General features: G+C 40.9%; 19 protein-coding genes. All 19 read left to right on the top strand.

Features of this window, described 5'->3' with window-relative positions; genetic code table 11:
* Positions 1-381: 381 nt before the first annotated feature.
* The 19 genes from der (at position 382) to aroA (ending at position 19,220) form a co-directional block, all read left to right on the top strand.
* On the top strand, positions 382-1,692 hold the full coding sequence (der, locus tag L634_RS0123885) for a ribosome biogenesis GTPase Der (protein WP_026584618.1): 1,311 nt from the start codon (positions 382-384) through the stop codon (positions 1,690-1,692).
* A 237-nt stretch (positions 1,693-1,929) separates the two neighbouring features.
* Positions 1,930-3,000 carry an NAD(P)H-dependent glycerol-3-phosphate dehydrogenase gene (locus L634_RS0123880; RefSeq protein WP_026584617.1) on the top strand — a complete coding sequence of 357 codons (1,071 nt, stop codon included), beginning with the start codon at positions 1,930-1,932 and terminating at the stop codon, positions 2,998-3,000.
* 272 nt (positions 3,001-3,272) lie between these two features.
* Entirely contained in the window at positions 3,273-3,476 is a 204-nt protein-coding gene (locus L634_RS0123875) for a DUF2768 domain-containing protein (RefSeq protein ID WP_026584616.1), read from the top strand.
* Positions 3,477-3,501: 25 nt separating this feature from the next.
* Positions 3,502-4,212: a hypothetical protein gene (locus L634_RS0123870; protein ID WP_026584615.1), complete on the top strand. Its 711-nt coding sequence runs from the start codon at positions 3,502-3,504 to the stop codon at positions 4,210-4,212.
* A gap of 354 nt (positions 4,213-4,566) precedes the next feature.
* A complete protein-coding gene (spoIVA, locus tag L634_RS0123865; RefSeq protein WP_026584614.1) occupies positions 4,567-6,045 on the top strand; it encodes a stage IV sporulation protein A in 1,479 nt (492 codons plus the stop codon).
* A 627-nt stretch (positions 6,046-6,672) separates the two neighbouring features.
* Entirely contained in the window at positions 6,673-6,945 is a 273-nt protein-coding gene (gene hbs, locus L634_RS0123860) for a non-specific DNA-binding protein Hbs (RefSeq protein ID WP_009332755.1), read from the top strand.
* A 169-nt stretch (positions 6,946-7,114) separates the two neighbouring features.
* Positions 7,115-7,681, top strand: a complete 567-nt coding sequence (folE, locus tag L634_RS0123855; protein ID WP_026584613.1) for a GTP cyclohydrolase I FolE — start codon at positions 7,115-7,117, stop codon at positions 7,679-7,681.
* A 134-nt stretch (positions 7,682-7,815) separates the two neighbouring features.
* Positions 7,816-8,052, top strand: coding sequence for a trp RNA-binding attenuation protein MtrB (gene mtrB, locus L634_RS0123850; RefSeq protein ID WP_026584612.1), 237 nt, complete (start codon positions 7,816-7,818; stop codon positions 8,050-8,052).
* 315 nt (positions 8,053-8,367) lie between these two features.
* The gene (locus tag L634_RS0123845; protein WP_026584611.1) at positions 8,368-9,177 is read left to right on the top strand and encodes a heptaprenyl diphosphate synthase component 1; all 810 of its coding nucleotides are present in this window, start codon (positions 8,368-8,370) and stop codon (positions 9,175-9,177) included.
* Between the two features lie 3 nt (positions 9,178-9,180).
* Complete coding sequence (menG, locus tag L634_RS0123840) at positions 9,181-9,882, top strand: demethylmenaquinone methyltransferase (RefSeq protein ID WP_026584610.1); 702 nt, start codon at positions 9,181-9,183, stop codon at positions 9,880-9,882.
* 81 nt (positions 9,883-9,963) lie between these two features.
* Complete coding sequence (gene hepT, locus L634_RS0123835; RefSeq protein ID WP_026584609.1) at positions 9,964-10,926, top strand: heptaprenyl diphosphate synthase component II; 963 nt, start codon at positions 9,964-9,966, stop codon at positions 10,924-10,926.
* 220 nt (positions 10,927-11,146) lie between these two features.
* Positions 11,147-11,593 (top strand): nucleoside-diphosphate kinase, encoded by a 447-nt coding sequence (ndk, locus tag L634_RS0123830; RefSeq protein ID WP_026584608.1) that lies wholly within the window; start codon positions 11,147-11,149, stop codon positions 11,591-11,593.
* A gap of 121 nt (positions 11,594-11,714) precedes the next feature.
* Complete coding sequence (locus L634_RS0123825) at positions 11,715-12,488, top strand: CheR family methyltransferase (RefSeq protein ID WP_026584607.1); 774 nt, start codon at positions 11,715-11,717, stop codon at positions 12,486-12,488.
* A 287-nt stretch (positions 12,489-12,775) separates the two neighbouring features.
* Positions 12,776-13,948 carry a chorismate synthase gene (aroC, locus tag L634_RS0123820; protein ID WP_026584606.1) on the top strand — a complete coding sequence of 391 codons (1,173 nt, stop codon included), beginning with the start codon at positions 12,776-12,778 and terminating at the stop codon, positions 13,946-13,948.
* Positions 13,948-15,030: a 3-dehydroquinate synthase gene (gene aroB / locus L634_RS0123815; protein WP_026584605.1), complete on the top strand. Its 1,083-nt coding sequence runs from the start codon at positions 13,948-13,950 to the stop codon at positions 15,028-15,030. The genes aroC and aroB overlap by 1 nt, the downstream gene beginning before the upstream one ends.
* A 63-nt stretch (positions 15,031-15,093) precedes the next feature.
* Positions 15,094-15,468 (top strand): chorismate mutase, encoded by a 375-nt coding sequence (gene aroH, locus L634_RS0123810; protein WP_026584604.1) that lies wholly within the window; start codon positions 15,094-15,096, stop codon positions 15,466-15,468.
* A 98-nt stretch (positions 15,469-15,566) separates the two neighbouring features.
* Entirely contained in the window at positions 15,567-16,667 is a 1,101-nt protein-coding gene (gene hisC / locus L634_RS0123805) for a histidinol-phosphate transaminase (RefSeq protein WP_026584603.1), read from the top strand.
* A gap of 107 nt (positions 16,668-16,774) precedes the next feature.
* On the top strand, positions 16,775-17,881 hold the full coding sequence (locus L634_RS0123800) for a prephenate dehydrogenase (RefSeq protein ID WP_026584602.1): 1,107 nt from the start codon (positions 16,775-16,777) through the stop codon (positions 17,879-17,881).
* 52 nt (positions 17,882-17,933) lie between these two features.
* Positions 17,934-19,220: a 3-phosphoshikimate 1-carboxyvinyltransferase gene (gene aroA / locus L634_RS0123795; protein ID WP_026584601.1), complete on the top strand. Its 1,287-nt coding sequence runs from the start codon at positions 17,934-17,936 to the stop codon at positions 19,218-19,220.
* Positions 19,221-19,469: the final 249 nt, after the last annotated feature.

The raw sequence follows: 19,469 nt of genomic DNA, 5'->3' as shown, positions 1-19,469 counted from the left end.
GCTAATTGTTGATTTAAAGCACCCTGTTGATTGGAGCGGAAGGTGCTAATCCCGCGAAAATGCTATCGCATTTTCTTACGACGCGGTGTTCATTCGAGGAAGCTTATTCAATGTCCTGCGGGAAAAGCGTGTCAGCGGGAGACCCCAAAGGTGAGAATGCACCGAGGAGCGTCGGACCGCCCGCTGAACGCTTGAGTGCCTCGTGCTGAAACCAACAGGCAAACTTAACAAAGCCTTATAAATAGAAGTGGAATGGATGGTTTAACTTTTAGTTTTTGTGGACAGCCATCTGTAAGGATAGTAAGAGTAAGGACTTTCTAATGAAGTAAAGTGTTAAATCGTTTTGCATTTTAAGAATAAAGAATTGAAAGGGTGATGTTCATGGCAAAACCGGTTGTGGCTATTGTCGGGCGTCCAAATGTAGGAAAATCAACGATATTTAACAGAATTGTAGGAGAACGCATCTCGATTGTTGAAGATATCCCTGGAGTTACACGGGATCGGATTTATAGTTCGGCAGAGTGGCTGACTCATGATTTTAATATTATTGATACAGGCGGTATTGATATTGGCGATGAACCATTCCTGGAACAAATTCGCCTTCAGGCGGAAATTGCCATTGATGAAGCAGATGTTATTCTCTTCCTTGTAAATGGAAGGGAAGGCGTTACTGCTGCAGACGAAGAAGTTGCAAAAATTTTATACAAAGCTAAAAAACCAGTCGTTCTTGGCGTAAACAAAATTGATAACCCTGACATGAAAGATTTAATATATGACTTTTATGCACTCGGATTTGGGGAGCCTTTTCCAATATCCGGATCGCATGGACTCGGACTTGGAGACTTGCTGGATGAAGCGGCCAAGCATTTCCCGAAACACGGACAGGCTGAGTATGGTGAAGATGTTATTAAGTTTTCACTGATTGGGCGCCCAAATGTAGGGAAATCTTCTCTGGTGAATGCCATTCTGGGAGAAGAGCGTGTTATTGTCAGCAACATTGCAGGAACCACCAGGGATGCTATTGACTCCAGACTAAAGATTGACGGGCAGGAGTATGTCATAATTGATACTGCAGGAATGCGCAAAAAAGGAAAAGTATATGAATCAACTGAAAAATACAGTGTCCTTAGAGCCTTGCGGGCTATTGAACGTTCTGATGTCGTTCTGGTTGTCATTGATGGTGAAGAAGGAATTATTGAACAGGACAAGCGGATCGCAGGTTATGCCCATGAAGCTGGCAGAGCTGTTGTTATTGTAGTAAACAAATGGGATGCAGTTGAAAAAGACGAAAAAACAATGAAAGCTTTTGAGCAAAATATACGAGACCACTTCCAATTTCTTGATTATGCACCTATTGTTTTTCTTTCTGCTAAAACTAAGAAACGTATTCATACGCTAATCCCAATGATTAATAGAGCAAGTGAAAATCATGCACTCCGTGTAGAGACAAGTGTTCTGAATGATGTCATTATGGATGCTGTGGCTATGAACCCTACACCAACAGATAAAGGAAGACGCCTGAAAATTTATTACACTACACAGGTTGCTGTTAAGCCGCCGACGTTTGTGGTATTTGTAAATGATCCCGAACTACTTCACTTCTCATATGAACGTTTTCTGGAGAACAGGATAAGGGATGCTTTTGGTTTTGAAGGCACACCTATTAAGATATTTGCAAGAGAAAGAAAATGATATGAAGGCAGATGTCTTTTTTAAGCTGTTTTCGTAAAGTTTTTTGCTTTTCAACTGTTAATTAAGTTAAAGTAGCTGGGTTGATTGTAACGGAGGATGTTTGACTCCATGAAAATGCATTCGGATTTTCTTGCGACGAGGTGTTTATCCAGCAGTTCCTGTTACATTATTTTTTGGAGCTGACTGATTCGGATGATCGTATTTGAACATCCAAATAAATTAAAAGGCAGTGATCAAATGGAGCGGAATAAAGAAAGTGTTGCAGTTATAGGAGCGGGCAGCTGGGGGACAGCTCTCGCAATGGTGCTGGCTGATAATGGCCATGATGTCAGGCTGTGGGGCCATAAACCTGAACAAATTGATGAAATAAACACACACCATACCAATAAAAAATACTTATCCGAAATTCATTTGCCAGCAGCAATTAGAGGCTTTTCGTCACTCGAGGAAGCTTTGTCCGGAACAGATATTATGATACTGGCTGTTCCGACTAAGGCCATTCGTGAAGTTCTCAGGAAAATCAGGGATATACGGAAGGAACCTATAACAATTGTGCATGTCAGCAAGGGAATAGAGCCAGACTCCCTTCTTCGCATCTCTGAAATGATTGAAGAGGAAATGCCTGAAAGGCTTCTGGAAAGTGTCGTCGTCCTATCAGGCCCTAGCCATGCTGAAGAGGTAAGCTTGCGGCATCCCACTACGGTTACAGTTTCTTCAAAAAATATGAAGGCTGCTGAGAAAATCCAGGATTTGTTTATTAATAATAATTTTAGAGTTTATACAAATCCGGATATTATAGGAGTCGAAATTGGCGGAGCGCTCAAAAATATTATTGCCCTTGCTGCCGGTATTACTGATGGATTGGGGTATGGCGATAACGCCAAGGCTGCCTTGATTACAAGAGGTCTTGCTGAGATTGCCCGCCTTGGCATGAAGATGGGAGCAAGCCCGCTGACCTTCTCAGGGCTTGCCGGTATTGGCGATCTGATTGTAACATGTACATCAGTCCACTCCCGCAACTGGAGAGCTGGCAACCTTCTTGGAAAAGGGCATAACTTACAGGAAGTGCTTGATAATATGGGCATGGTGGTTGAAGGGGTAAGAACAACAAAGGCAGCGTACCAGCTTGCTCAAAAATATGATGTGAAAATGCCAATCACAAATGTCCTTTATGATGTTCTTTTTAACAATGTCAATGCCAAGGATGCCGTTGACATGTTGATGGGCCGCGGAAAAACACATGAAATGGAAGACCTTGCTAATGTCCTGGAAGATCAAAAAGGCCTTAAAAAGCAGGAAAATCTTTAATAATTGAAAAATATAGGCATTAGATGATGCGAGACGGCAAGTTCCTGCATACAATGCAACGAAGCAAACTAGTGAAATGAACAGGGTGTTGGGTTATTTAGTCAATTGGCTGAGGTAAAGAATTGCCCCTTCTTTACCTCAGTTTTTTTTATGGAATGAATTCATTACTTTATGCCAAATACGCCTTCCATCGATTTTATTTGAAGATGAAAAGGTTTTAGTTTTTTCCTCCTGGTGTGTTATAATACTTTTCGGAAAAGGGAGTTGATAGAATGTCACCTGCTTTAATGAAAATGTGGGTATCACTTGCTTCAATGGGATTTATGTTTTTATCTATAATACTTATTTATCTGAGCCGCTATAAATTGAAAGCTGGAATATTGAAGGGTTTTACGGCAGTTATTGCTTATCTCTTGATGATTATTAGCGGAATTATTATTGTGCTTGTCGTTTTCAGCGGTCCAACAAGCAGTTAGCTATACTACATAAAGGGTTGATTACATGAAAAAAGCATTTAACATCCTGCTTCTTTTGCTAACGGGGATTGCCCTGACCGGCTGTATGTATCCTGAAGAGAAACTGTCCCAAAACCAGATAGCCTATCAGGATCAGCTGCAGTCTGTCCAATCGGCTGTAGACCAATACAGGGAGGACAATGACGGCCTTCTTCCAATTAAGACGAAGGATCAGTCAACTCCGATTTATCAAAAGTACCCGATTGATTTTAAGAAAATTGCACCTCAATATATGGCTGAGCCGCCTGGCAACGCATTTGAGTCAGGAGGAGTTTTCCAATATGTCATTGTTGATCCAGAAACGGATCCGAAGGTTAAAATTTTTGACCTAAGGATTGCTGAAACCATCAGAGATATTAACCTGAGAATTAAAGCCCATGGCTTTCCGCCGTACAAAGAACAAATTGCCGATAATGTTTTTACAATGGATTTTAAAAAGCTGGGCTTTATGGAGGATCCAAAGGCACTTAGCCCATATAGCGGCCAGAGCCTTCCGTTTGTGGTAACCGGCAATGCAGAAGTGTATGTTGATTATCGGACCGATCTTTATCAGGCTTTGAAGGAAAAGAAAATACAATATAAGCCTGGAGAAGATATAAGAGGTATACTTGTTGAAGATTCTGCCTTTGTACCTTCTTATTCCTTACCATATACAATCGATTCAGAATCGAATAAACCAATCTTTTTGGTGAAATAGTCATAACCCTTTTTATACAAAATATATTGTATGAGAAGGGTTTTTTTTCATTTATATATTAATAAAAACCACTTCACCACTGACTAAAAGCATAAAGAAGAAGAAATAAAGCAGCAAGGGGCGCAGTTACATTTTAAAAGGAAATTTGGGATGGAAAGCTGTCCTTCCCAATCGCCAAAGGGCTTATTGGTTACATAGCCTGCGGGCGGGTGTACGGCACTTTCCTGGTAAGGGGGTAAAAATTTATAAAAAACTGTCATAACAATGTAGGACAACATCATACACATATAATGTCCAAACATAATAGATAGGATAATATTATCCCACTAACTCTATGATTCGGGAGGGGATCACTTGGAAAAGGTTGATATTTTTAAAGATATTGCCGAAAGAACGGGCGGCGATATATATTTTGGAGTAGTCGGTGCTGTTCGCACAGGCAAATCCACATTTATAAAGAAATTCATGGAACTGGTTGTAATACCGAATATGGAAAATGAAGCAGATCGTGCACGCACTCAGGATGAGCTTCCGCAAAGTGCTGCAGGTAAAACAATAATGACTACAGAACCAAAGTTTGTGCCTAACCAGGCAGCTACAGTCCATGTGGCAGAGGGACTGGATGTTAACATTAGGCTCGTTGACTGTGTTGGCTATACAGTTCCTGGGGCAAAGGGTTACGAAGATGAAAATGGCCCAAGAATGATCAACACACCTTGGTATGAAGAGCCCATCCCTTTCCATGAAGCTGCAGAAATAGGCACGAGAAAAGTAATTCAGGAGCATTCAACCATCGGTGTAGTAATTACAACGGATGGAACAATTGGCGAGATACCGCGCGCTAATTATCTTGAAGCGGAAGAAAGGGTTATTGAGGAACTAAAGGAAGTCGGAAAACCGTTTATTATGATTATAAATAGCGTGCAGCCTCACCATCCGAACACAGGTGCGCTGCGAGATGAGCTTGCTGAAAAGTACGATATACCAGTGCTGGCCATGAGTGTTGAAGGCATGAGGGAATCAGATGTAATGAATGTCATGCGTGAAGCCCTATATGAATTCCCTGTGCTTGAAGTCAATGTAAACCTGCCTAGCTGGGTAATGGTTCTTCATGAAGATCACTGGCTCCGTGAAAGCTATCAGGAAGCAGTAAAAGAAACCGTTAAGGATATTAAGCGGCTTAGGGATGTGGACCGGGTTGTACATCAATTCAGTGACTTTGAGTTTATTGACCGTGCAGGACTTGCGGGGATTGAGATGGGCCAGGGTGTTGCAGAAATTGACTTGTACGCACCGGATGATCTGTATGATGAAGTGTTAAAGGAAATTGTTGGAGTAGAAATTCGAGGAAAAGACCACTTGCTTGAATTAATGCAGGAATTTGCCCATGCAAAAGCTGAATATGATCAGATTTCCGATGCATTAAGAATGGTGAAACAAACGGGCTATGGGATAGCCGCTCCTTCGCTGGCCGATATGAGCCTGGATGAACCGGAAATCACACGCCATGGTTCTCGTTTCGGAGTCCGTCTAAAAGCAGTAGCACCATCAATCCATATGATTAAAGTAGATGTTGAATCCGAGTTTTCGCCAATTATTGGAACAGAAAAGCAAAGTGAAGAGCTAGTCCGCTATCTAATGCAGGATTTTGAAGATGATCCGTTATCCATTTGGAATTCAGATATTTTTGGACGAAGCTTGAGTTCAATTGTCAGGGAAGGAATTCAGGCTAAGCTGTCCCTGATGCCTGAAAATGCACGATATAAGCTAAAAGAAACCTTAGAAAGAATTATTAATGAAGGCTCTGGCGGATTAATTGCCATTATCCTTTAATTGAAGGCTCCGTTTGGAGTCTTTTTTATTTAAAAAGCAGTGATAACGTTAATTTTGGATTTAGCACTGTGTTGATTGGAGCGGAAGGAGCGAGACTCCAGCGGGAGAAGCAAGTCAAAGGGAGACCCCACAGGCGCGGATGCGCCGAGGAGCGTCGGACCGCCCGCGAATGCTTGAGCTCCTGCAGCGGAAATCAACACCCAAGTTCAACAGGCATATTTCTTGGTACATAACACGATAAAAAAGCTATCATGTTTTTCAGGGGATAGATATTAATAATCTCTTTAAATGTTTATTAAATCGCCTTTAGGGTAAGAAAAAAGGGTCAACTTATTACAAATATGTTGCAAATAAGAAAAGATTCCCATTAAATCATGAAATATTCTTGATTAGAGTAAATGATTGTGATAATCTTTTAACAGAATTACCGTTGTGGCGGCCGAAACCCTTATTATTAAAGGGTTCGTATTAAATTATGAATTGAAATTCTTCCAATCATAATTTATTATTAGGGTTGTTAAACAAAAACACGCCATAACGTATAGAATTCAGTAATTTTGTTTACAAATGTATGTAAGGAATCTTATTTTACTGGGTTTTATTGATATTTGGGAGGAGGTGAAAGGCATGAACAAGACAGAACTAATTAACGCAGTTGCTGAAGCTGGCGAACTTTCTAAAAAAGACGCAACTAAAGCAGTTGATGCTGTTTTTGATACAATCTTAGATGCTTTGAAAAATGGTGATAAGGTTCAACTAATTGGTTTCGGTAACTTCGAGGTTCGCGAACGTGCTGCCCGTAAAGGACGCAATCCGCAAACTGGTGAGGAAATCGAGATCGCTGCAAGCAAAGTTCCTGCTTTCAAACCAGGTAAAGCGCTTAAAGACGCAGTTAAGTAATACATATAAGTGCTTAAAGCTACCTTTGAGCTAAAAACCGCGATTCTATCGCGGTTTTTTCTATTTAATAATACTATTCATGACACTTTCTGCTTTGCGCTTACCGAAAAGGTTATGCTAATATGAACATATTGTAAAACACAGTGATATAGCATAGGAGGAAGCAATTATGGCAGAAGTGAATCGTGCCCAAATCGAAGATGCGGTACGTTTAATATTAGAGGCAATCGGTGAAGACCCTAACCGGGAAGGGCTCCTTGATACACCAAAACGGGTAGCCAAAATGTATGAAGAAGTTTTCATGGGATTAAATCAAGATCCTAAAGAATATTTTGAGACTGTGTTTGGTGAAGACCACGAAGAACTTGTTCTGGTTAAGGACATTCCGTTTTATTCAATGTGCGAACATCATCTTGTGCCATTTTTCGGTGTTGCCCATGTTGCATACATACCAAGAAACGGGAGGGTAACTGGATTAAGTAAGCTTGCTAGGGCGGTAGAGGCCGTAGCTAAAAGGCCGCAGCTTCAGGAGCGAATTACATCCACTGTGGCTGACTCAATCCTTGAGAAGCTTGAGCCCCATGGAGTTATGGTGGTTGTAGAGGCAGAACATATGTGCATGACTATGCGGGGAGTTAAAAAGCCTGGCTCAAAAACAGTTACTTCGGCTGTACGAGGTGTTTTTGCTGATGATGCAAGAGCTAGGGCAGAGGTACTTTCATTAATTAAACAATAAATGGGATGCGCGGCTGTACCTTGCGCTTTTCAGAGAATAAATTTTCGAAAGGCTGAAAGATAACTACTTTTAGCCTTTTTTTGTAAGTAGGGATTTTGATGTTCTTTTAAAATTGCTAATAAAGGGTGTTTTCAATGGAAAAGAAAAATTCAGCGGGAAATGATTATATTGTTATTAAGGCAAAAGAAGATGGCGTTAATGTAATCGGTTTAACAAGAGGCTCTGATACAAGATTCCATCACTCAGAAAAACTTGATCAGGGGGAAGTCATGATTGCTCAATTTACAGAACATACTTCTGCCATAAAGGTAAGGGGGAATGCAAGGATCATGACTAGCTTTGGGGAACTGGAGAGCGAAGCGAAGAAATAATTTATCCAAAGGGAATTCTGGCAAAAGTGATAATCTCCTGACACGATTCTGTAATTTATGATATAATTGTCACTGCTTAATTAATAATGCAGTTTGAAAACAAGATACCAACGAAAAGGGCTTTTTTTATGCCTGATTTATATATATTTCATAGGAAACAGCGAATAGGTCCAAAATAGACATAAAAGAAATCTAGGTAAAAGTATTTAACTATCTTGATAAGGCTTCTCCTGTATTTGCCCAAAGCTGAATTTGCTGGAGGGACTGGAAGGCTGTTGCGGATAGCAGAAACTTAGGGGAAACAAGGGTGATTGCATGCATGACGTGAAGATTAAATTGGCAGATATTAAAGAACAGATTGAAAAAAAGGTACACCACCCTTATCTGCTCAGGTATATTGATTCTCCCTATATAGACGAAGATAAGCTTCTGCTTTTAATTTCCATCCTTGATGAACTGAAGATTTCAGATAATAAAGCAGAAAAATATGCGATAACAACAATGCTTATCCAAATTGCCCTTGATACCCATGAGCTTGTTATGAACGATGAGACTGAAGGCGGAGACCTTAAGAACCGGCAGCTCACAGTCCTGGCAGGCGTGTATTACAGCGGTTTATATTATAAAATTCTTGCCGCATTTGATGATATTGCAATGATTCGGGCACTGGCGGACGGAATTAAAGATGTGAATGAGCATAAAATCTCCCTTTATCAGAAAGCACCTGAGGCAGTTGAAAGTTTGATGAACTCAGTTAAAAAGATTGAGGCAGCCCTTTTTGAAAAATTGGCTGATGTGTATAGCAAAACAGAGTGGAGGGAATTAGCATCCAATCTATTATTCATTAAACGGCTAATTGCTGAAAAAGAACAGTTTATAAATTACGGCACTTCAATTGTTTTTGAGGCGCTGAAAAAGCTGACATTCCCAAAAGTGAAAAAAATGTCTGCAGAACAGCAAAACTATCTGCTTCTGATTTGTGACAGGTATATTGACTTTTCCAAGAATCTAGTTGACCAATACTTGTTAAAACTCCCTTTTGTAAACGAATTGTTAGAGCAGCGTATTCATTACATTTATAATCATAGTCAATCTGTGGCTAAAACTTTTGTGGAAGAAGGGTAAGATATGCAGCAATCAAAGGAAGAGCGAGTTCATAGTGTATTTGAAAAAATATATGGCAATTACGATAAAATGAATTCAGTTATCAGCTTTCAGCAGCATCTCAGATGGCGCAAGGACACCATGAAAAAAATGAATGTCCAGAAAGGTGCAAAAGCCCTGGATGTTTGCTGTGGAACGGCCGATTGGTCCATTGCCCTTGCTGAAGCGGTGGGCAATAATGGGGAAGTTATAGGACTGGATTTCAGCAAGAATATGCTTAAAATCGGTGAAGAAAAAATAAAAGAACGGAAGCTCGAACAGGTGAAGCTTGTACACGGTAATGCTATGGACCTTCCTTTTCCCGATCATTCATTTGACTATGTAACAATTGGATTTGGATTACGAAATGTCCCTGACTATATGCAGGTGCTAAGGGAAATGCGTCGTGTTGTCAAGCCTGGGGGAATAGTTGTGTGTCTGGAAACATCACAGCCAACGATGTTCGGCTATAGACAAGCCTACTATTTCTACTTCCGTTTTATTATGCCAATGTTTGGCAAGCTATTTGCGAAAAGCTTCAATGAATATTCATGGCTGCAGGAGTCTGCCAGAGATTTCCCAGGAATGAAAGAACTTGCGGATATGTTCAAAGAAGCAGGACTTAAGAATGTCACCTATAAGCCATATAGCGGCGGGGTGGCAGCGGTACACATTGGAACGAAATAAAATAATAACTTGTTCTGAAGGTTTCTCATTACACAATGCAGAAAACGGCAGACGGGATTGATAAGCTGGGTGAGTTAGAAAGTGAAATTGAAAATGATGTACTCATTTTTGAATTCAGATTTAAATGTGATAGAGGACGAGCTGGAGGAGACGATAAAGGCAGAGTCTCCTCTATTGCATGAGGCATCACTGCATTTATTGCAGGCCGGGGGGAAAAGAATTCGCCCAGTTTTTGTCTTGCTTGCAGCAAAGTTCGGTGAATATGATATCAACAAGATAAAAAATGTGGCCGTATCGCTGGAGCTTATCCATATGGCATCTCTGGTTCACGATGATGTTATAGATGATGCAGAATTGCGCCGAGGAAAACTAACCATAAAAGCTAAATGGGATAATAAGATTGCCATGTATACAGGCGATTATATTTTTGCGAGAGCTCTTGAATTAATAACAAATGTAGAAAATCCTCATGCGCATAAAATTCTTTCCCATACGCTAGTTGAGCTATGTGTTGGCGAAATTGAGCAAATCAAAGATAAGTATAACTACGGCCAAAATGTTAGAACCTATTTCCGGAGAATTAAAAGAAAGACAGCAATGCTTATTGCAGTCAGCTGCCAATTGGGCGCCATTGCAGCAAATGTAGAAGAAGAAATACATAACAAACTTTTCAAGTTTGGATACTTTGTTGGCATGTCCTATCAAATTATTGATGATGTCCTAGACTTTGTAGGGACTGAGAAGGAACTCGGCAAACCCGCCGGAGGGGACCTTCATCAAGGAAATATTACGCTTCCCGTCCTTTTTGCCATGGAAGATAGTGCTATACGTGAGGAAATCATCAAAGTACACGAAGGAACTGATCGTGCCGAGATAGAGAAAATCATTTCTTTAATTAAATCATCAGGAGCAATTGAGAAATCTCTTGAGTTAAGCGACAAGTATCTTCAAAAGGCCTTGGAGGTATTAGAGGAGCTTCCGCCATCAAGATCAAAAAAGGCTTTGCGCGATATTGCCAAATTTATCGGAAAAAGAAAATTTTAAGAATGCATTGCCGGACATCCCAAATCAACAAGGGTTCCGGCAATTTTTATTTTGCTTTTTATGATTTATTAAATTTACAGGGGGATGTAAGAAAATATTGCATATTTTGTGTTCTTTTTAAAAGCGCTTTCAAATTTCAGTTGATAAATTGTCAAAACAATGTTAATATTTTCGTGGAATGTCATAAATCACTATACATATGTTTTAGGAGTGGAGTTCAATGGAAAGAACATTTTTGATGGTTAAGCCTGATGGAGTACAGCGCAATTTAATCGGTGAAATTGTTTCCCGTTTTGAGAAGAAAGGCTTTCAGCTTGTTGGAGGTAAGCTTATGAGCATTAGCCAGGAGCTGGCTGAAGAACATTATGGAGAGCACAAAGAGCGCCCGTTTTTTGGTGAATTAGTAGACTTTATCACTTCCGGCCCTGTTTTTGCAATGGTTTGGGAGGGCGAAAATGTTATCGCAACAGCTCGCCAGATGATGGGTTCTACTAATCCTAAAGATGCGGCTCCAGGAACGATCCGCGGAGACTTTGGCATTACAGTAGGAAAAAATGTAATCCATGGTTCAGATTCACCTGCAAGTGCTGAACGTGAAATCGGGCTATTCTTCAAAGAAGAAGAAAAAGTGGAATATAAAAAGCTTATGAATGAATGGATAAATTAATGTGAAAAAGCACTTGTCCCTGACAAGTGCTTTTTTTGTAACCGAATACAATGAGTTCCGCAAACTGATAGGAAAAACATTTAAATAGTACTGCAAATTGATCAGGCTTAGAGGGGAAAATATGGATCGTGAATATCAGGAATTTATTATAAACATTAAAAGAAAAACGGGGATAGACCTTTCCCTTTATAAAGAAGCCCAAATGAAAAGAAGGCTAATTTCTCTTTATGAAAAAAAGGGGTATAAGTCTTTTGGGGACTTTTATAATGGAATGTCCAATGATAAGCAATTGTTGAATGAGTTTCTGGATCGCATGACGATAAATGTAACGGAATTCTACAGAAATGCAAAGCGGTGGGAAGTATTGGAGAAACAGATTCTCCCAGGGCTTCTTAATCAGAATAGAAATCTCAAGATTTGGAGTGCTGCCTGTTCGACAGGTGAGGAGCCATATACAATAGCTATGATCCTGTCGAAATATAAGCCGTTATCGCAAATTAAGGTATTTGCGACCGACATTGATGAAAATGCATTGGCAAGAGCTAAAATGGGCATTTACCCTGAGAGGTCACTGAATGAGGTTCCTGAAACAATAAAGCAGAAGTTTTTTAACTGTGAAGGCAGTCTATATAAAATAAGTGAAGATTTAAAAAAGACTGTTACTTTTAAGAAACATAATCTGCTTTCTGATCATTTTGGCGGGCCCTATGATTTAATAGTATGCAGGAATGTTTTAATCTATTTTACAGAAGAGGCAAAGGACGGGATATATCATAAATTTAGCGGTGCATTAAGAAAGGGCGGCATATTTTTTGTGGGCAGTACAGAACAGATCTTTAATCCGGGACGCTACCAGTTGGAATCTGCTGAAACGTTCTTTTACAGAAAGCTATAAGAGGATAACTTGGAGGGGGATGATTAGCTGTCATCCTCTTTTTAGATGCCGTCGTTGCTGCGGTAAAATTTTCTTGAGGATAATGGAAGAATTTCAAACCCTTTTTTCAACACCTTGGTTTGCTGCCGTGCACACATATTTTTGTGTATTGTCTCTTTACATGATAAAATGTCTCCATTCATTAAAGAAAAAATATTATAGGAATTTTCAAATTTAATCTATTCTTATATTTATCATTGTGTTATATTGATACATAATCCTTTAATGAGTTGAAGGGGGAAAGAGTTTTGAGATATCTTACATCGGGTGAATCTCACGGCCCGCAGCTGACTACTATTATTGAAGGTTTGCCTGCAGGAATGCCGCTGCTTGATTCAGATATAAATGAAGAATTGGCCAGGCGCCAGAAAGGCTATGGCAGAGGCAGGAGAATGCAAATTGAAAAGGATACCGTCCAAATTACAGGCGGCATCAGGCACGGTTATACTATGGGGTCCCCAGTTGCCCTTGTGGTTGAAAACAATGACTGGAAGCACTGGACAAAGATTATGGGCCAGGATCCGCTTAGTCCGGAAGATGAGGCAGAGGTAAAAAGAAAGATCTCCCGTCCGCGCCCGGGGCATGCTGATTTAAATGGAGCCCTTAAATATGGTCACAGGGATATGAGGAATGTTCTGGAGCGTTCATCGGCCAGGGAAACTACAGTAAGAGTTGCTGCTGGAGCAGTTGCAAAAAAATTGCTTTCAGAACTGGGGATTGAAGTTGCAGGACATGTTATTGAAATAGGTGGAGTCGTCTCTTCCACAAAAGAATATTCATCATTAAAGGAATTAAAAAAAGTAACAGAAGAGTCGCCCGTTCGCTGCCTGGACCAGGATGCAGGGCAAAAGATGATGGAAGCAATTGATGAAGCCAAAGAAAATGGCGACTCCATTGGCGGGGTTGTGGAAGTCATTGTTGAAGGAATGCCCCCAGGTGTAGGGAGTTATGTACACTATGACCGCAAGCTTGATTCCAAATTAGCAGGTGCAATGGTCAGCATTAACGCCTTTAAGGGCGTTGAATTTGGCATTGGGTTTGAAGCAGCCAGAAAGCCAGGCAGCGAGGTGCATGATGAAATAGCGTGGGATCCTGAGAAGGGTTATTACCGCAAAACAAATCGCCTTGGCGGTTTTGAAGGAGGCATGACAACTGGAATGCCAATAGTCGTTAGAGGAGTGATGAAGCCGATCCCTACTCTATACAAACCCCTTCAAAGCGTAGATATTGAGTCGAAAGAACCATTCTCTGCAAGCATTGAACGTTCAGATAGCTGTGCAGTTCCAGCGGCAGCAGTGGTTGCAGAAAATGTAATAGCATGGGAATTGGCATCTGCAATTGTAGATCAATTTTACTCAGATCGTTTTGAAACATTAAAAGCAACTGTTGAAGAGCAAAGAAGATTTGCGAGGGAGTTTTAATGGAAAGTGTTTCGATTAAAACGGATACCAGGACCTATCCAGTTTATATAGGTCCTGGAGCAATTGGCGGATTAAACGCATATATTAAAGATGCTTTCCCGTCCATGACAAACTTAATGATCATTACCGATGAAACCGTTCGAGATCTCCATCTTCCTGCATTAGAGGCTGCACTCGAAGGCTTTAATGCAAAGATCTGTACAGTGCCAAGCGGAGAGAGGGCTAAGACATTTGATGTTTACTACGAATGCCTTTCGTCTGCGTTAGAACACAAACTTGACAGAAAATCTCTTATTTTGGCATTTGGCGGAGGAGCAGTTGGTGACTTAGGCGGTTTTGTTGCATCCACATATATGAGGGGAATTCCATTTATCCAAATTCCAACTACTATATTGGCCCATGATAGTGCAGTCGGCGGGAAAGTGGCAATTAACCATCCGGCAGGAAAAAACATGATTGGGGCCTTTTATCAGCCATCCGCAGTATTTTATGACTTGGATTTTCTAGGGTCTTTGCCGCTTAAAGAAAAGCGATCGGGATTTGCCGAGGTAATTAAGCACAGTTTGATCCAAGATATCAAATTTTATGAAAATCTTAAGGATCAAATTCATTCACTAGATGATATCCCTGCAGGCAAATTGGGCCATATCCTTAAAAAAGGAATAGAAATAAAAGGTACCATAGTTGCTCAGGATGAAAAGGAGTCTGGGATACGTGCTTATTTAAATTTCGGCCATACACTTGGCCATGCAATTGAAGCGGAAAAGGGATATGGGGAATGGACCCACGGGGAATCTGTTGCCGTCGGAATGGTATTTGCTTTGGAATTGAGCAGGAAGATCTTCGGTTTATCTTTTGACATAGAAGAGTTTAAAAACTGGCTTAAATCTCTCGGATATCAAGTTCATCTATCCCCGGAACTGACACACCAAAGCCTGCTGGAGCGTATGAAGCAGGATAAAAAGTCTGAAGGGCAAAAGGTCCGGTTTGTTTTGCTGAAGGAAATAGGAGAGCCGGCAATGTACGAAGTTTCTGATGAATTGCTGCTGAATGAGCTTGCATCATTTTCGAAACATTATTAGGGCTGGCTTTCAAGAATTGACAGGGAGAGTTGAAAAATAATGCTTTAAATGGAGGTGTTGGAAGTGATTCGTGGGGTGAGGGGAGCCGTCACCGTAAAAGAAAACAATGAAACGGAAATTATTGAAGCAACCAGGATGCTTATTAGGCAAATGATACAGGAGAATAATATAGAAGCAGAAGCTGTGGCATCGGTATTTATCTCAGTTACAGAGGAACTGACAGCTGCCTTTCCGGCAAAGGCAATGCGTTCACTAGAAGGATGGACTTATGTCCCTGTTATGTGCATGAGGGAAATTCCGGTTGAAGGATCTCTGCCAAAGTGCATTCGGGTTATGATGCATGTTAACTCGGACTCACCGCAGCATAATATTAGCCATATCTATTTGCGTGACGCAGTCCGGCTTCGTCCTGATCTTAATGCAAGCAGTACCACATAAGACTCTCCTTTACGGGGAGTTTTATGAAAAGACAGGAGCATATCTTTTTGCGCTTTAATACGATAATATACAAAAGTAATTAAAAGAGGTGGGATTGTATGAAATGGAAGGAACAGCTTCTTAATTTAACTCCTTATCAGCCGGGAAAGTCTATTGATCAAGTGAAAAAGGAATATGGGCTGGATAAAATAGTGAAACTTGCTTCAAATGAAAATCCGTTCGGATGTTCAGAAAAAGTTTTATTTACAATGAATCAGTCCCCTTCATTTTTTGCTCTTTATCCAGATGGATACGCTGCTGAATTAAGGTCATTACTTGCAGATCATTTATCGGTCAAAGAAGAGCAGATTATATTCGGCAACGGATCTGATGAAATTATTCAAATGATATCAAGGGCATTGCTTGGTCCGGATACAAATACGATTATGGCTGCTCCAACTTTCCCGCAATATAAGCATAATGCTGTCGTAGAAGGTGCTGAAATCAGAGAGATTCCATTGATAAATGGTGAACATGATCTTGATGCGATGCTGGCTGCCATTGATGAAAATACGGCTGTAATTTGGGTTTGCAGTCCGAATAACCCAACAGGAAGCTATGTCAGTGAGTCTTCCTTGCTATCTTTTTTAGAGAAGGTGCCTGAAGACATTTTGGTTGTCCTGGATGAGGCATATTATGAATATGTCGTTGCTGATGACTATTATAGGGCAGTTGATTTAATCAGCCAATATAATAACTTGATTGTACTGCGTACTTTTTCAAAAATATATGGATTAGCTAGCCTTCGGGTAGGATACGGAGTATCCAATCAGGAAATCATCAAGGTGCTGGAACCTGTAAGGGAGCCGTTTAACGTGAACAAGTTTGCTCAGGCGGCTGCAGCAGCTGCTCTAGGTGATCAGCAGTTTATTGAAAGCTGCAGGCAAAAGAATCGTGAGGGCCTTGAGCAATTTTATGATTTTTGTGAGAAGAACCAGCTCCAATACTATCCATCACAGGGGAATTTTATTTTGATTAATTTTAATGCGGATTCAAACGATGTATTTCAGTTTCTGCTTGAAAAAGGATATATCGTCCGGTCAGGAAAAGCGCTTGGATTCCCGGATTCTGTACGTGTGACAGTTGGTTCCAAGGAGCAAAACGAAGGTGTGCTTGAAGCAATGGAACAGTACCTTGCTAAACAGGCAGCTGCTTTATAGAAAGACAATTAGAGTACTGAAGGCAATTTTTGGCTGGCTATATAAAAAATTCTTCCATCCAGAGGCATCGTGATGCCTCTGGATTATTTTTAAAAGGCGGTGAGGGGATGAAAGGAACAGTATTTGTAATTGGACTTGGCCTTATCGGCGGTTCACTCGCGTTATCCATTAAACGCAGCCACAGTGAGTCCATCATACTAGGCTATGATGTAAATAATGAGCAATCCCGCCTGGCTTGTATGCTGGGAGTGGTTGATGAAATTGCCCCAGGCATTGAAGAAGGGGCAAAAGACGCCGATCTGATATTAATAGCGGCACCTGTGCAGGAAACAGAAAGAATAATACATATTTTAAAAGATTGTAAGTTAAAGGAAAATGTCATAATCTCGGACGCAGGAAGTACAAAAAAAGAGATTATGGAATGTGCCGGGATTCTGAAAAATAAAGGCATCACATTTATTGGCGGCCATCCAATGGCAGGCTCCCACAAAAGCGGTGTAACAGCAGCTAAATCCTTGTTATTTGAAAATGCCTTTTATCTGCTTACACCTGATAATCATATTTCAGATTTAGATATTGCAAAGCTAAAAAAATGGCTTTCAGGTACGAAAGCGAAGTTTTTAACTATTTCGCCAGAAGAACATGATTATATTACAGGGATTGTCAGCCATTTTCCTCACATTGTTGCTGCCTCCCTTGTCCATCAGGCAGAAAAAACGAGCAGAACACAATCGCTTATTCCAAGATTGGCTGCTGGCGGTTTTAGGGATATTACAAGAATTGCCTCCAGCAGCCCTGCTATGTGGAGGGACATTCTGCTCCAAAACAAAGAAGTGCTTCTCGATTTAATGGGGGAATGGCAGGAAGAAATGGAGAAAGTTAAAAAAATGCTTAATAATGAAAATGATGCTGGAATATTTGAGTATTTTTCTCAGGCTAAAAGGTTCAGGGATGAATTGCCGCAAAAAGAAAAAGGGGCAATTCCCGCATTTTATGACCTATTTGTTGATGTTCCCGATTATCCAGGTGTCATTTCTGAAATTACGGGTTATTTGGCGGAGGAAGATATTAGCATTACAAATATAAGAATCCTCGAAACGAGAGAAGAAATCTATGGGGTCCTGGTAATCAGCTTTCAAACAGAAGAGGACCGTGTACGTGCAATTAATTGCATTGAGCAATATACTAGCTATGAAACAACCATTGGCCTGTAGGGGTCAGAGGTGAATGGCAGCTTCTTTAAACAAGTAAAAGGGTGATAATATAATGAATCCAGCAATGCTGAAAACCAATCTGCAAGGATTAAGAGGAGAAATTCCTGTACCTGGTGATAAGTCTATATCTCATCGATCGATTATGTTCGGGGCAATTGCGAAGGGGCAGACAAAGGTAACCAATTTTCTATTGGGTGAAGATTGCCTAAGCACGATTGCCTGCTTTAGAAAACTTGGGGTAGACATTGAACAGGAAGATAATCATGTCACAATTAGCGGGGCGGGCCTGGAAGGTTTGCAGGAACCTGCGGAAGTTCTGGATGTAGGGAATTCGGGCACAACTATACGTCTGCTGATGGGAATTTTAGCTGGCCGTCCTTTCCATTCAGTGCTAGTTGGCGACGAGTCTATTGGAAAAAGGCCTATGACAAGGGTGACAAAGCCTTTAGGTTTATTCGGTGCTCAAATTAATGGAAGAAAGAATGGAGAATTTACACCTCTTTCGGTGAAGGGGGGGCAACTCTCGGGCGTTACTTATGAGCTTCCCGTTGCAAGTGCACAGGTCAAGTCCTCTTTGCTTTTTGCAGGCATTCAGGCAAGCGGTGAAACAGTAATCATTGAGCCAGTAAAGACACGTGATCATACGGAAAGGATGATTAGGCAGTTTGGCGGAGAGCTTGAAACAGACGGCCAAACAATCCGCATTAAGGGCGGCCAGAAGTTAACAGGAACTGAAATCCATGTTCCAGGTGACATCTCCTCTGCTGCGTTCTTCCTGGTTGCAGGAGCTATTGTGCCAGGGAGTGAAATCAGATTGAAAAACGTAGGGTTAAACCCTACAAGGACAGGAATTATAGACGTTATGCAGAGAATGGGTGCTGACATTCGCATCGAACCTTATGAAAATGGGTCAGCAGAGCCTGCAGGGGATATTACGATAAGAACTTCAGAACTAAAGGGAACGGTTATTGCAGGAGACCTTATTCCTCGCCTTATTGATGAAATTCCTGTGATTGCCCTGCTGGCAACACAGGCAGAAGGGGAAACCGTAATTAAAGATGCTGAGGAGCTGAAAGTAAAGGAAACCAACCGCATTGATACGGTTGTAAATGAATTATCAAAGCTAGGAGCCGATATCGCTGCCACAGACGATGGAATGATCATCCGAGGAAAATCCCGTCTCTCAGGCGGAACTGTATCAAGCCATGGGGATCATAGAATAGGGATGATGCTGGCTGTCGCAGCAGCCATTTCAAGCGGGGATGTCCATTTACATCAGAAAGAAGCTATATCTGTATCTTATCCAACGTTCTTTGAGCATTTCGACAGCTTATTATAATAAACCAATAAGCAATGGAATGGAAAAAGGCTGTATCCAAGTAACAAGCTAAATACCATACAATTATAGGGGTACAAATCTTATATCGGTTTGTCCCCCTATTTTATTGATATAACGGGATTCACTCTGCGTTAACAATCTTATGAAGGCCAAAAATGAGGTCGGATGCAGAGAAAATGTGCATCATAAGGGTTATGAAGGCCAAGAATGAGGTCGGATGCAGAGAAAATGTGCATCATAAGGGTTATG

Origin of the sequence: Bacillus sp. J33 (genome assembly GCF_000518885.1) — a bacterium.
Classification (GTDB): Bacteria; Bacillota; Bacilli; order Bacillales; family Cytobacillaceae; genus Cytobacillus.
The sequence above is the reverse complement of the archived record's forward strand: the minus strand, read 5'-3'. Positions and strand labels throughout refer to the sequence as shown.

Excerpts from the sequence above, each read along its gene's own strand:
- L634_RS0123880 (WP_026584617.1), top strand. The coding sequence starts at position 1,930 with ATGGAGCGGAATAAAGAAAGTGTTGCAGTTATAGGAGCGGGCAGCTGG.
- mtrB (WP_026584612.1), top strand. The coding sequence starts at position 7,816 with ATGGAAAAGAAAAATTCAGCGGGAAATGATTATATTGTTATTAAGGCA.
- L634_RS0123825 (WP_026584607.1), top strand. The coding sequence starts at position 11,715 with ATGGATCGTGAATATCAGGAATTTATTATAAACATTAAAAGAAAAACG.
- L634_RS0123800 (WP_026584602.1), top strand. The coding sequence starts at position 16,775 with ATGAAAGGAACAGTATTTGTAATTGGACTTGGCCTTATCGGCGGTTCA.
- aroB (WP_026584605.1), top strand. The coding sequence starts at position 13,948 with ATGGAAAGTGTTTCGATTAAAACGGATACCAGGACCTATCCAGTTTAT.
- der (WP_026584618.1), top strand. The coding sequence starts at position 382 with ATGGCAAAACCGGTTGTGGCTATTGTCGGGCGTCCAAATGTAGGAAAA.
- hisC (WP_026584603.1), top strand. The coding sequence starts at position 15,567 with ATGAAATGGAAGGAACAGCTTCTTAATTTAACTCCTTATCAGCCGGGA.
- menG (WP_026584610.1), top strand. The coding sequence starts at position 9,181 with ATGCAGCAATCAAAGGAAGAGCGAGTTCATAGTGTATTTGAAAAAATA.
- ndk (WP_026584608.1), top strand. The coding sequence starts at position 11,147 with ATGGAAAGAACATTTTTGATGGTTAAGCCTGATGGAGTACAGCGCAAT.
- aroA (WP_026584601.1), top strand. The coding sequence starts at position 17,934 with ATGAATCCAGCAATGCTGAAAACCAATCTGCAAGGATTAAGAGGAGAA.
- L634_RS0123870 (WP_026584615.1), top strand. The coding sequence starts at position 3,502 with ATGAAAAAAGCATTTAACATCCTGCTTCTTTTGCTAACGGGGATTGCC.
- folE (WP_026584613.1), top strand. The coding sequence starts at position 7,115 with ATGGCAGAAGTGAATCGTGCCCAAATCGAAGATGCGGTACGTTTAATA.
- L634_RS0123875 (WP_026584616.1), top strand. The coding sequence starts at position 3,273 with ATGTCACCTGCTTTAATGAAAATGTGGGTATCACTTGCTTCAATGGGA.
- hbs (WP_009332755.1), top strand. The coding sequence starts at position 6,673 with ATGAACAAGACAGAACTAATTAACGCAGTTGCTGAAGCTGGCGAACTT.
- L634_RS0123845 (WP_026584611.1), top strand. The coding sequence starts at position 8,368 with ATGCATGACGTGAAGATTAAATTGGCAGATATTAAAGAACAGATTGAA.